Here is a 12,573-nt window from a genome sequence, read left to right on the forward strand (position 1 = left end):
CACTTGTCCAATCCTTTCCCTAATCCTTATTTTGCGGCTTCTTCAAGTGCCCGGTTCAACTGGGCATCGTTCGCCTCGTCTTGGATGACTTCAAGCAACCGTGACTCGAGCGCGGACGCCGTCGCTTCATTGACGACCCCGTCCTCCGTCAAGTTGTTGTCGGCTTGGAAGTCCGAGACCGCCTGTGCCATCGTGTCACCGAAGTAACCTGCCTGACCGCCCGGCTCATAACCGATCCCTGTCAACACCGTATGCAGGTTCGACACCGCCTCGCCGTAGTCCCCGACTTTGAGCGAATCCTCTTCCGCGAGGATACGGTTGACCCCAAAGTAATCCGGTTGATCGACCTCAACGTCAGGCTCGATACCCGTCTCGTTGATCCAATTGCCGTCCGGTGTGAGCCATTTGCTCGTCGTCAGCTTCAAGTTGCTGCCGTCTTCCAAGTCGAACGCCGTCTGGACGACGCCTTTCCCGAACGTCGTGTTGCCGACAATCGTCGCACCGGCTCCTTCTTTGAGCGCACCGGCTAAAATCTCGGACGCCGAGGCCGATCCTTCGTTCGTCAAGACGAACAGCTTGTACGGCTTCGCCTCACGGGCGCGGCCGTTTTGGGCCTCGCGTTCCCCGTCGGCGTTCTCGATTTGAACGACCGGCTTATCCGTCGGGACGAACCCTTCGGTCATCGCGATGACGGCCGGCAAGAGACCACCCGGGTTGCCACGGACGTCGATGATCAAGCTATCGATATTTTGGCTCTCGAGCGTCTCGAGCTGCTCTAAAAACTCATCGGCCGTCGGCTCTGAGAACTGGGTCACTTCGAGATAGCCGATCTTTTTGCCATCCTGCTCTTTCACTTCCGAATAGACCGTCTCGATTGGGATCGTATCCCGCGTGATCTCATAGTCGGCCTCTTGCCCGCCGCGACGAATCGTCAGCGTGACAACGGTTCCTTTTTCACCACGGATGAGCTGGACCGCCTCTTCGACGGCCATCCCTTCAATCGATTCGCCGTCGACCGCGGTGATGATATCCCCTGGACGAAGGCCTGCCGCTTCAGCTGGTGCACCTTTGATCGGAGCGACGATCAAGATGTCTTCTCCTTTCTTCTCCAAAGTCGCGCCGATTCCTTCAAAGCTCGACTCGATCGAGTCGGTGAACTGTGACGTTTCTTCCGCGTCGAGGAAGTCAGAGTACGGATCATCGAGCGCTGCCGTCATGCCGTCAAGGGCACCGGTCAACAAATCTTCTTCCGAGATGTCCTTTAGCGAGTGCGTCTCGATCAAGCTGCGGACTTGTTCGACTTTGTCCCAACCCTCTGCTTTCGGTTGGATCGGTAACCTCGTATCGGTGAACGCCATCGTCGCCAGGCCTGCACCGGCCCCTGCCACGAACGTCGCGCCGGCGAGTAGTCCTGCGGTTGTATTTTTCACGGGTAAGTCCCTCATTTCTTTTTGTCGGTCTTTCATCCAGTATAGCAAAAACTTCAGAAAAACGGACGCGTTCCACATATTTGGGACGCGTCCGTCTGTCAGTAGCCGATATAAGGGCCCGGGTCGACCGCATTTGGTTGCCCGGGTGCCCATTCCCCACGGTGGAGCTCGAAGTGGAGATGAGGTCCCGTCGACCAGCCCGTGTTGCCGAGCGTACCGACCGTCTGGCCCGCCCCGATCGACTGCCCAGCCGTTACCGTGATCGAATCTAAATGACCGTAGACGGTCGTCCAGACTTGCTCGCTCACAACGTGCGAGACGAAGACGACGTTGCCGTAACCGGTCGCTTCAGCCGCCTTGATGACGATGCCTGGGGCGGCCGAGACAATCGGTGTGCCGGTCGCGTTGACGATATCGATGCCACGGTGCGATTCCGGCGCCCCGGTGAGCGGGTTTTCACGCGGTCCGAACCGGCTCGACACGTAACCCGACACCGGGCGCAAGAACATACTGACCGGAGCCGTGACGGCTTCCGGTTCCGCTGCTGGCGGTGCCTGTGGTGTAAGGGTTTCTTGATTCGCTTCGGCTCGTTCGGTGGCTTCAGCTCGTGCTGCTGCTTCGGCCCGTGCTCGCGCTTCTGCGGCGGCTTTTGCCTCGGCCTCTTGTTTCGCGCGGGCCTCGGCTTCGGCCCGTTCCCGTTCAGCCGTCGCGATCGCGTCGAGCTGACTGGCGATGATGCGACGCTGTTCGTTCATGAGCGCCTGTTCTTCGTCACGGGTCATCCGTTCGAGCTCGAGCAGTTCGACCTGCTCGTTCAGTTCTGAGAGGAGCGCATGCTTCTCTGTGGCCGCTTGGTCGAGCGCTTGTTTCGTGACGACGAGTTCGCGCTCTTTTTGTTTGACGAACGACAACTGTGTCCGTTGCGTCGTCTCGAGCGTCTCGAGGCGCTCGACTTCATGCATATAACTATGTATGAGGTCCCGGTCTTGCTCCGCGATCGTCTGTGCGGTCATGAGCCGCGTCACGAAGTCCCCGAACGAACGGGATTCGAATACGACTTGGAGATAAGACCGGTCCTCGTGTATTTGAAGCACACGAAGACGCTCACTAAGGAGCGCCTTCTGGCCTTCAAGATACTGCCCTTGGGCAGCGAGTTGTTGGCGGGTCGCCTCGAGCTCTGAGCGTGCCGCGTCCGCTTCGACTTGCTGGACGGCGATCTGTTCACTTAAGCCCTCGAGACGTTCATTGACGGCGCGAATCTCGGTTGAGACCGCGTCGCGCTGTGCCTCGGTGACTTCGAGCTCGGCGTCCGTCTCGACTTGCGCTTTCTTGGACTGCTCCAATTGATTGGATAGACGATCTTGTCGTTCTTTCAACGTCTCTTTCTCCGTCGCCATGACCGGCGCGGCGAGTAGCGTCAAACTTAATCCAAGCGCAAGCGAACGTTTCATCCGCCAATTCCCCCTCGTATTTAAATTATACTTTCAAGAATCGACCGAGCGATGTCGTCGATCCCCAGATCCCGATGAACGCACCGAGCGCAAGCAAGACGAGCGAGACTTGCGTCGTGAGTACCGATGGATCGATCAATTTAAATATATCACTATTCAGTTGATCTAGCGATGGTTGTAAAGCACCATATGCGACGTCATACCCGAAATAAATGACCGCGATCGGAATGAGCGCGCCGAGCACACCGAGCAGAAGCCCCTCGATGAAGAACGGCCAGCGGATAAAGCTGTTTTTCGCTCCGACGAGACGCATGATCTCGATTTCGCGACGGCGTGAGAAGATCGTCATCTTGATCGTGTTCGAGATGAGGAACATCGCCATGAGCGTTAGTCCGACGATCAACACGAGTCCACCGATGCGGATCCCGTTGAAGAAGGCGAACATCTTATCGATATAGTCCTGACCGTACGTGACCTTATCGACGTTTTCAAGTGACTGGACTGCGTCCGCGACCGTCTGCGTGTTGAGCGGGTCTGCCGCTTTGACGATATAGCGGTCATGGAGCGGGTTGTCTTTCTCGACCGTTCCGTATGCGTTAGCGTCTTCCCCGAGCTGATTGCGGAAGCTTTCGAGTTCATCCTCTTTCGAGCTGAACGTCACCGAGGCGACGCCCGGGATCTGTTCTAAGTTCTCGCCTAGCTTCTCGACGTTCGCTTCCTCCGCCGTCCGTGTGACGAACACTTGGATCTCGACGTCGTTCTCGACGTTCTCTGAGATCTCGTTGACGTTGAACATGACGAGAGCGAAGATGCCGACGAGTAACAAGGTGATTGTGACGGCACTGATGGCCGCAAACGACATCCAACCGTTGCGAAGCGTCCCTTTGAACCCTTCGCGTAAATGGCGTAGCCCACTTTTAAATATCATAGCCATATGCTCCTTTCTCTTCATCGCGGACGACTTTGCCGTTCTCGATCGCGATGACGCGATGACGGATCTTATCGACGATGTCACGGTTATGTGTCGCCATGACGATCGTCGCCCCACGGCGATGGATCTCTTGGAATACTTCCATGATGCCCCATGCCGTATCCGGGTCTAGGTTACCGGTCGGCTCGTCGGCGATGATGAGCTTCGGCTTGTTGACGATAGCGCGGGCGATCGAGACACGTTGCTGTTCACCACCTGAGAGTTCGTCCGGATAGTTACGTGCCTTATGTTTAAGTCCGACGAGGTTCAAGACGTCCATGACTTGCTTACGCATCGTATTCGTGTCGGCCTGAACGACTTCAAGTGCGAACGCGACGTTCTCATACACTGTTAATGAAGGGAGCAGCTTATAATCTTGGAAGATGACGCCGAGCTGGCGGCGCAATTTCGGGACGTGACGGTTTTTTAATTTCCCGACGTCGATCCCGTCGATCAACAGTTGACCGTTCGACGGCTTCTCCTCCCGATAAATCATCTTCATAAACGTCGATTTACCGGCGCCGGATGGTCCGACGACGTATAAAAATTCGCCGTCTTCGATCTTCAAATCGAGGTCGTCAACTGCGACGACACCGTTTGGATATACTTTACTAACTTTTTGCATCGAGATCATAACGTATTCCCTACCCTTTTTATAAATTTTTCATGCATCTATGACGAGTGTGCGATTGTTTAGTAAGTGAATATTTTCGCCTAGCCTCAGTTCTACACGATAACTAGTGATTCTGTCAAGGCACCATCCAAGTTTCTGAACGGGCCATGATTTATCCGGTTCAGTAGTAGGAGCGCCTACAATTATAACAACCAGAATTTTAAATAACCATTACAGGATTGTTTCAGTTCGATTGAGTTCGGTGTGAAATTGTTGAACTGAACGTCCGTTTCACATCGCAGTCACATTTGATGAAGCGCACATGCAAATAGTCACTCGCCGGGGCGAGTGCCTATTTTCAATCGTTCCGTTTATCGGTTGGACGTTCTTTCAACGCGTCGAACGGCGAACGTTTTCGTTTCCGGTACTTGATGTGAATCGTCGGTGACTCATACTCTTCCGACGCCCGGATGTCTTTGCTTGAGACGCGCATGAACGACCAGGCGAGAAGAATCATGATGAAGATGAGCGGGAATCCGCCGACGATGCTCGCCGTCTGCAACGTGTCAAGTCCACCGAGGAACATGAGCGTCAGCGGCATGATACAGAGAGCGAACGCCCAAAACAGACGGTTCCAGACGACTGGCTCTTCTTCGACATGCTTTTGCGTGACCGATGCCAAGATATAGGATGACGAGTCGAACGTCGTCGCGAGGAAGATGATCGCTAGGACGGTGAACACGGCGACGACGACTTTACCGAACGGCAACTGGCCGATGACGGCGATGATCGTCGCCGGCGGTCCGTACATGTCCATATACGAGATGACGTCGAACGCACCGGTCAAGTGGAGATACAGCCCATAATTGCCGAGTATCCCGAAGAACAGTATACAGCCGAACGTCCCGTACACCATCGTCCCGATAATCATCCCGCGGATCGTCCGTCCCCGCGAGATCCGGGCGACGAACAGGCCGACGAACGGTGCGTAAACGAGCCACCACGCCCAGTAGAACACCGTCCACGATTCCGGGAAACCTGTCTCTTCAAAGCCGCCGAGGTTGCCGAACGGCTCCATCCACGTCGCCATCAAGAAGAAGTTGTCGAGCATCGTACCGACCCCGTTGAACGTCGTTTCCAGAATGAACCGGGTCGGACCGAAGGCGAAGACGAACGTCAAGATAATGATGGCGAGCCAAATGTTCAAATCGCTCAGTACTTTGATGCCCCGCTTCAAGCCGACGTACGAACTGATGGCGAAGATGACGGTACAGATGAGCATGATGACCGCCTGCATGCCAAGCGTGACCGGGATACCGGTGATCTCGTTCACCCCTTCGGCGATCATCGGTGTCCCAAGGGCGAGCGTCGTGCCGGCCCCGCCGAGAAGACCGAAGATGAACAAGATATCGATGACTTTCCCGACCGGTCCGTCCGCCCATTTGCCGATGACGGGCCGGACCGCCTCGCTCACTTTCAACACCGATTTCCGGCGCACATAATAGAAGTAAGCGATCGGCAGCGCCGGCAGCGTATAGATCGCCCAGGCGATCGGCCCCCAGTGGAACATGCCGTAGGCGGTCGCCCATTGGATCGCCTCGGTCGACTCCGGCGTGACGCCGAACGGCGGTCCTTGATAGTAGTACACCCATTCGATGACCGACCAATACAAAATACTCGAGCCGATCCCGGCGGCGAACAACATCGCCGCCCAAGAGAACGTGCTGAACTCGGGTTCCTCATCTTCAGCGCCTAACTTGACGTGCCCATTTTCACTGAAAGCGACGAAGATCAAAAATCCGAACGCGCCAAGCCCCATCGCTAAATACAACATGCCAAAGTTCGTCGTCATGAACGTGTTGGCGGCGCCGACCCATGCCTTCCCGGTCTCCGGGAAAAAGACGAGCGGCAACGTCACCGTCAGCAACAGGACGAACGCACCGATGAACGTCGGCCAATCAATCAGTTTTGTCTTCACATCATATCCACTCCGTTTCAATGTCTTTATTGTTCCTTACCAAAATTCGATCAATCCAAAATGCGGAATGCAAAAAAACCACGGTTATCCCGTGGTCCTGATGATCACTTCTTCTCAGCGAGCCAAGCTGCGACCGCTGTGATCTCTTCGTCTTTCTCAATCACGTTCGCAGGCATCGCGCCTTGCCCGTTCCGAATAACGTTCTCGATGTCTTCAGCCGAGAGGCGTGCGCCGACGTCCGTCAATGCCGGACCGCTCATGCCTTCCAAGTTCGCACCGTGGCAGGCCGCACAGTTCTGTGCGTATACCGCTTCCGCGTCGACCGAAGCCGTCGTCGAGCCCGTATCCCCATTGCTTGTCGTTTCTTCTTCATCGCCGCCACACGCACCGAGCGTGAGCATGGCGCCGAGGCCGATGGCCATCATCCACTTCTTCATATAGGGTTCCCCTCCTAAGTTGTAGAAATTGCCTACATTATCCATTATAACCGTTTTGACAAGCCCTTTAACCTAATCTCACGAAAAGTACACAAAGATTCCACATCTCACGGGACGTTGCTATACCGTTTATCCGAGGTGAAACCTTGGCCCATCACCTCGTGCGCCTCGCTGAAGATGAGGAACGCGTCGGGGTCGATGCGGCGGATCAAGTCTCTCAACCGGCTCACCTCGTTCTGACGGACGACGACGAGCAACATCGGCCGGTCGAGACGTGAATAGGCGCCGATCGCTTGGATTTCGGTCGCGCCCCGGTCGAGCTCGTCGAAGACGGCGCGCGTGATGACGTCACGCTTGTCCGAGATGACATACGCCATCTTGTCTTGCGTGAAGCCGAGCTGGACGAAGTCGATCATCTTGATCGTGATGTACAAGGCGATCAGCGCGTACAGTCCCGTCGTGAACGAGAACGTGACGGCCGCGACGACCACGACGGTACCGTCGAGGATGGCGATACAGAGATAGAGCGGGATATGGGTGAACTTATGTAGGATCTGGGCGAGTAAGTCCATCCCGCCGGTCGAGGCCCGACCGCGGAAGATAAGCCCGAGGCCAATCCCGACACCGACGCCGCCGAACACGGCCGCGAGCAGCGTATCATCGACCGCCGCGCCCGCACCGATCGCTTCATAAAACAAGATCACACCTGGTAAGAAAATCGAGCCGACGAGCGATTTGACGCCGAAGCCGAGCCCGAGGATCATCCAGCCAACGAGGAGCAGCAACACGTTCGAGACGAGCTGGAACGCCCCCGGCGAGATGCCGAACAGTTCATACGTGATGATCGAGATCCCACTGACGCCACCCGAAGCGATGTTGTTCGGGAACAGGAACAGACTGAACGCCGAGGCGACGAACACGGAACCGGTCAATAAGTAAATATAGTCTTTGACGATTTGCTTCATTAAAGAAATTCTCCTCTACATACAACGTGGCTCAAAGACAGACGTCTTTGAGCCACATGCATCACATATTTGTCTTACGGAGGTAAGCGTCGATGAAGCCCATGATGTCTCCATCCATGACGCCGCTCGTGTTCCCGACTTCATAACTCGTGCGGTGGTCTTTGACCATCGCATACGGGTGGAAGACGTATGAACGGATCTGACTGCCCCAGCCGATGTCTGTCTTCTCACCGCGGATCTCGTCGAGCTTGCGCTGCTGCTCATCGAGTTCGCGCTGGTACAGTTTCGCCTTAAGCATCTTCATCGCCGCTTCACGGTTCTTGATCTGCGAACGCTCGGCCTGACATGAGACGACGACACCCGTCGGCACGTGCGTGATCCGGACGGCCGAGTCGGTCGTGTTGATGTGCTGACCGCCGGCGCCCGACGCGCGGTACGTGTCGATGCGGAGGTCTTCGGTTCTGACGTCGATCTCGATATCGTCATCGAATTCCGGCATGACGTCGCACGAGACGAACGACGTATGACGGCGACCTGATGAGTCGAACGGCGAGATCCGGACCAAGCGATGGATCCCTTTCTCCGCTTTCAAGTAGCCGTAGGCGTTATGCCCGACGATGCGGAGCGTGACCGACTTGACGCCGGCCTCCTCGCCCGCGAGGTAGTCGACCGTCTCGACTTTCCAACCTTGTTTGTCCGCGAAGCGCTGATACATGCGGAGAAGCATCGAGGCCCAGTCTTGCGACTCGGTACCGCCCGCACCCGGGTGTAGCTCGAGGATTGCGTTGTTCGCGTCATACGGTCCGTTCAAGAGGATTTCGAGTTCGAACGCGTCGAAGTCGGCTTTGAGCGCCATGACCATCTCTGAGAGATCACCTTGCATCTCGACGTCCGGTTCTTCCTTGATGAGTTCGAGCGTGACTTCGCCGTCCTCGTGACCATCCGCAAGCTCTTGATACTTGTCGACCATCGCTTTGAGCACGTTCGACTCGTCGATGACTTTTTGTGCCTTCTCTTGGCTGTCCCAGAAGTCCGGGTACGTCATCTCGTTCTCGAGCTCGGCGATGCGCGCCTGTTTCTCCGTTAAGTTGAGTGATTGTCTGTAATTTTCGAGGCGTTTTGCCATGCCCTCGAGTTCGTTCCGAATATCTGAAATTTCCATAGTGAGATTCACCTTTCCGTAGGAAAGAGGCGAGCAGGCTCGCCTCTTCAAAAATTAAGCTTGTTGTTTGCCGTGACAGTTTTTAAACTTCTTGCCTGAACCACACCAGCACGGGTCGTTGCGCCCGAGGCGTTGGTCTTCTGAACGGCGGACTGGTTTTTTCTTCACCGGTGCGTCGTCCTTGCCAGACACCGCCACTTCCTCCTCGACGACTTTCTCGCGTCGGAGGTTGTCGCCGACCTCGGCACGGAGCACGAAGCCGGTCACTTCTTCCGAGATGGCCGCGTTCATCGCGTCAAACATGCTGACGCCTTCCGCCTGATACTCACGGAGCGGGTCGTTCTGTCCGTAAGCACGCAAGTGGATGCCTTGACGAAGCTGGTCCATATGGTCGATGTGCGCCATCCAGTGCGAATCGACGGCACGGAGCACGATGATCTTCTCGAACTCGTTGAACCGGTCCGGTGGTGCGAGTTGACGTTTCGCCTCATATTGGGCGTTCGTCCGCTCAAGCAACAGCTCAGTGATTTCCTCGCGTTCTTTGCCGTAGAAGTCTTTCCCGGCGACCGCATTCTCGAGGGCGAGCGTCTGGTTGGCCCAGTGCGCTAGCTCATCGATGTTCCATTCTTCTGGCACGAGTTCGAGCGGCGTGTATTGCGCGACGCCCATCTCGACCGTCTCACGGATCATCGAGCGGACGATCTCGGTGACCGATTCGTTCTCGAGGATGCTGGCCCGGTCTTTATACATGACTTTACGTTGGTCGGCCATGACGTTGTCGTAACCGAGCAGCTGTTTACGGGCATCATAGTTGTTACCTTCGACACGTTTTTGGGCCGACTCGACCGCTTTCGAGACCATGCGGCTCTCGATCGGTTGCGTGTCGTCCATGCCGAGGCGCTCCATCATGCTCTGGAGGCTGTCGGTCCCGAAGCGGCGCATGAGCTCATCTTCGAGTGACAAGTAGAACTGCGATTTACCCGGGTCGCCTTGACGACCGGCCCGACCGCGGAGCTGGTTGTCGATCCGGCGCGACTCGTGGCGCTCGGTACCGACGATGTAAAGACCGCCGAGCCCGATGACACCTTCGCCGAGCTTGATGTCGGTTCCGCGTCCAGCCATGTTCGTCGCGATCGTGACCGAACCTTTTTGTCCGGCGTTCTCGACGATTTCGGCTTCACGGGCGTGGTTTTTCGCGTTCAAGACTTCGTGCTTGATCTTCTTCTTCGTGAGCAGCTTGCTCAAATACTCAGACGTCTCGACGGCGACCGTACCGACGAGGACCGGTTGTCCGGTCGCGTGCGCCGAAGCGATCTCTTCGACGACGGCTTTGAACTTGCCTTCCATCGACTTGAAGATGAGGTCGGAACCGTCTTCACGGACGATCGGCTTGTTCGTCGGGATCGTGACGACTTGCATGTTGTAGATGTTACGGAACTCTTCTTCCTCCGTCTTCGCCGTACCGGTCATCCCGGCCAGCTTCTCATACATCCGGAAGTAGTTTTGGTACGTGATCGTCGCGAGCGTCATCGATTCACGCTGAATCTCGACGCCTTCTTTCGCCTCGATCGCCTGGTGCAGCCCTTCCGAGTAGCGGCGTCCGTCCATGACCCGACCTGTGAACTGGTCGATGATCATGACTTGGCCGTCGCGGATCATGTAGTCGACGTCATGATGCATGACGGCGTTCGCACGCAATGCGAGCCCGACGTGGTGGTTGACCGAGACGTGCTCGATCGCGAACAAGTTGTCGATGCCGAAGAACTTCTCGGCGAGGTCGACCCCTTTGTCCGTGAGCAACACCGATTTCGTCTTCACGTCGACCGTGTAGTCGTCTTCGAGCTTGAGCGTCCGGACGAACGCGTCGGCACGTGTGTACAACTCGGTCGATTTTTGGGCCGATCCTGAGATGATGAGCGGGGTCCGCGCCTCATCGACGAGGATCGAGTCGACTTCATCGACGATCGTGTAGTAGAGCTCACGCTGAACACGGTCTTCCTTATAAAGGACCATGTTGTCACGCAAGTAGTCGAACCCGAGTTCATTGTTCGTCGAGTACGTGATGTCACAGTTGTACGCCGCCTGCTTCTCGACGCGGTCCATGTTCGAGACGTTCAGTCCGACCGAGAGGCCGAGCGCGAAGTAGAGCGGTTCCATGAGTTCTTTGTCACGTTTCGCCAAATATTCGTTGACCGTCACGACGTGTACGCCACGGCCAGTCAGGGCGTTCAAGTAAACCGGGAGCGTCGCGACGAGCGTCTTCCCTTCACCGGTCTTCATCTCGGCGATGTCGCCGTTATGGAGCACATAGCCCCCGATGAGCTGGACGCGGTAGTGACGCATGCCGAGTACGCGTTCTGACGCCTCGCGACAGACCGCGAACGCTTCCGGAAGGATATCGTCAAGCGTTTCCCCTTTATCCAGACGCTCACGGAATTCGACAGACTTCGCCTGAAGTGCCTCGTCAGACAACGCCTTCGTCGGCTCAGCGAATGACTCGACTAAGTCGGCTGCTTTTTCTGCTTTTTTCAATACTCGTTTCTGTGGAGCAAATAAATCTTTCAAAAAGTTCGCCATACGTTTTATCTCCTCTGCACTCAGTCAAAAATGCATGTTTTTTCCCTAATGTACAGTTTAACCGAAGTGACCCACGCTTTCAAGGAAAGGCAAAACGAAACGGCCCTCCAAGTCGGAGGGCCGTGTGAATTCAAAGTTAGATTATTCAGGTTCGATCAAGCCGTATTTACCGTCTTTCCGACGATAGACGACGTTCGTGTTCCCGGTCTCCGCGTCTGAGAAGACGAAGAAACTGTGACCGAGCATGTCCATTTGAAGGATCGCTTCTTCCGTGTCCATCGGCTTGAGCGTGAATCGCTTCGTCCGCACGAGTTCGAGTTCTGCCTCGTCCTCGTCGTACGCAGGAATGTCTTCAGAACCTTCGAGTGATTTGAAATACTCGCCGATTCCGCCTTCTTTGGCGCGTCCTTTACGGTTGAGCTTTGTTTTGTGTTTACGGATTTGACGTTCCAATTTGTCGACGACGAGGTCGATTGCCGCGTACATATCGAGGTTGGTCTCCTCAGCGCGAAGCAATAAGTTCGTCATCGGGATCGTCACTTCTACTTTTTGCTTTTCGTTGTACACTTTCAAGTTGACGTAAGCCGTCTGTGCATCCGTAGGAGTTGTGAAATACCGAGTCAACTTCTCCAGCTTTTTCTCGACATAGTCTTTGATGGCTGGTGTGACTTCAATGTTTTCGCCGCGAATGTTATAAATCATCTTAACTCCTCCTTAAAATAACCGCTTGAACCAATGATTCGTCATTTTGGACCGAATCTCCTGCCTCATTGCTTAAAAAGATCTTAAAAAGATCTTAAAAAGAAAGCGGAAGCGGGTGGTTCATATATAGTATACCCCGAATTCAGTTTATTTGAAAACGTTATCATCAGAAAATAATGACAATTTTGTTCCGATGCTCACGCCTGCAATCGAATCGGTTGTATAAAAAGAAGTTACCCGTTATCACCGTTTTTAAACTCGTTTTCTTAAGAGAAAAATACTATGTAG

General features: G+C 55.2%; 10 protein-coding genes. All 10 read right to left on the reverse strand.

From position 1 onward, the window contains the following. Positions 1 to 26 precede the first annotated feature (26 nt). On the reverse strand, positions 27 to 1,430 hold the full coding sequence (locus EVJ22_RS03175; RefSeq protein ID WP_071397979.1) for a S41 family peptidase: 1,404 nt from the start codon (positions 1,428 to 1,430) through the stop codon (positions 27 to 29). A 98-nt stretch (positions 1,431 to 1,528) separates the two neighbouring features. Then, entirely contained in the window at positions 1,529 to 2,881 is a 1,353-nt protein-coding gene (locus EVJ22_RS03180; protein WP_131443180.1) for a murein hydrolase activator EnvC family protein, read from the reverse strand. 25 nt (positions 2,882 to 2,906) lie between these two features. After that, positions 2,907 to 3,809 carry a permease-like cell division protein FtsX gene (gene ftsX, locus EVJ22_RS03185; protein WP_071397981.1) on the reverse strand — a complete coding sequence of 301 codons (903 nt, stop codon included), beginning with the start codon at positions 3,807 to 3,809 and terminating at the stop codon, positions 2,907 to 2,909. Further along, a complete protein-coding gene (gene ftsE / locus EVJ22_RS03190; protein WP_071397982.1) occupies positions 3,799 to 4,485 on the reverse strand; it encodes a cell division ATP-binding protein FtsE in 687 nt (228 codons plus the stop codon). Before ftsE ends, ftsX begins: the two co-directional genes overlap by 11 nt. A 337-nt stretch (positions 4,486 to 4,822) precedes the next feature. Beyond that, a complete protein-coding gene (locus tag EVJ22_RS03195; RefSeq protein ID WP_131443182.1) occupies positions 4,823 to 6,442 on the reverse strand; it encodes a BCCT family transporter in 1,620 nt (539 codons plus the stop codon). 104 nt (positions 6,443 to 6,546) lie between these two features. Then, positions 6,547 to 6,879: a cytochrome c551 gene (gene cccB, locus EVJ22_RS03200; RefSeq protein ID WP_131443183.1), complete on the reverse strand. Its 333-nt coding sequence runs from the start codon at positions 6,877 to 6,879 to the stop codon at positions 6,547 to 6,549. Positions 6,880 to 6,986: 107 nt separating this feature from the next. Further along, positions 6,987 to 7,844, reverse strand: coding sequence for a YitT family protein (locus tag EVJ22_RS03205; RefSeq protein ID WP_071397984.1), 858 nt, complete (start codon positions 7,842 to 7,844; stop codon positions 6,987 to 6,989). Positions 7,845 to 7,905: 61 nt separating this feature from the next. After that, on the reverse strand, positions 7,906 to 9,006 hold the full coding sequence (gene prfB / locus EVJ22_RS03210; protein ID WP_016508664.1) for a peptide chain release factor 2: 1,101 nt from the start codon (positions 9,004 to 9,006) through the stop codon (positions 7,906 to 7,908). 54 nt (positions 9,007 to 9,060) lie between these two features. Then, a complete protein-coding gene (gene secA, locus EVJ22_RS03215; RefSeq protein WP_131443185.1) occupies positions 9,061 to 11,583 on the reverse strand; it encodes a preprotein translocase subunit SecA in 2,523 nt (840 codons plus the stop codon). 141 nt (positions 11,584 to 11,724) lie between these two features. After that, the gene (gene hpf, locus EVJ22_RS03220; protein WP_016508657.1) at positions 11,725 to 12,285 is read right to left on the reverse strand and encodes a ribosome hibernation-promoting factor, HPF/YfiA family; all 561 of its coding nucleotides are present in this window, start codon (positions 12,283 to 12,285) and stop codon (positions 11,725 to 11,727) included. Between the last annotated feature and the right edge of the window lie 288 nt (positions 12,286 to 12,573).

The organism is Exiguobacterium sp. SH0S7 (assembly GCF_004337195.1).
GTDB classification, from domain to species: domain Bacteria; phylum Bacillota; class Bacilli; order Exiguobacteriales; family Exiguobacteriaceae; genus Exiguobacterium; species Exiguobacterium aurantiacum_A.

Excerpts from the sequence above, each read along its gene's own strand:
- EVJ22_RS03180 (WP_131443180.1), bottom strand. The coding sequence starts at position 2,881 with ATGAAACGTTCGCTTGCGCTTGGATTAAGTTTGACGCTACTCGCCGCG.
- ftsX (WP_071397981.1), bottom strand. The coding sequence starts at position 3,809 with ATGATATTTAAAAGTGGGCTACGCCATTTACGCGAAGGGTTCAAAGGG.
- ftsE (WP_071397982.1), bottom strand. The coding sequence starts at position 4,485 with ATGATCTCGATGCAAAAAGTTAGTAAAGTATATCCAAACGGTGTCGTC.
- cccB (WP_131443183.1), bottom strand. The coding sequence starts at position 6,879 with ATGAAGAAGTGGATGATGGCCATCGGCCTCGGCGCCATGCTCACGCTC.
- EVJ22_RS03205 (WP_071397984.1), bottom strand. The coding sequence starts at position 7,844 with ATGAAGCAAATCGTCAAAGACTATATTTACTTATTGACCGGTTCCGTG.
- prfB (WP_016508664.1), bottom strand. The coding sequence starts at position 9,006 with ATGGAAATTTCAGATATTCGGAACGAACTCGAGGGCATGGCAAAACGC.
- secA (WP_131443185.1), bottom strand. The coding sequence starts at position 11,583 with ATGGCGAACTTTTTGAAAGATTTATTTGCTCCACAGAAACGAGTATTG.
- hpf (WP_016508657.1), bottom strand. The coding sequence starts at position 12,285 with ATGATTTATAACATTCGCGGCGAAAACATTGAAGTCACACCAGCCATC.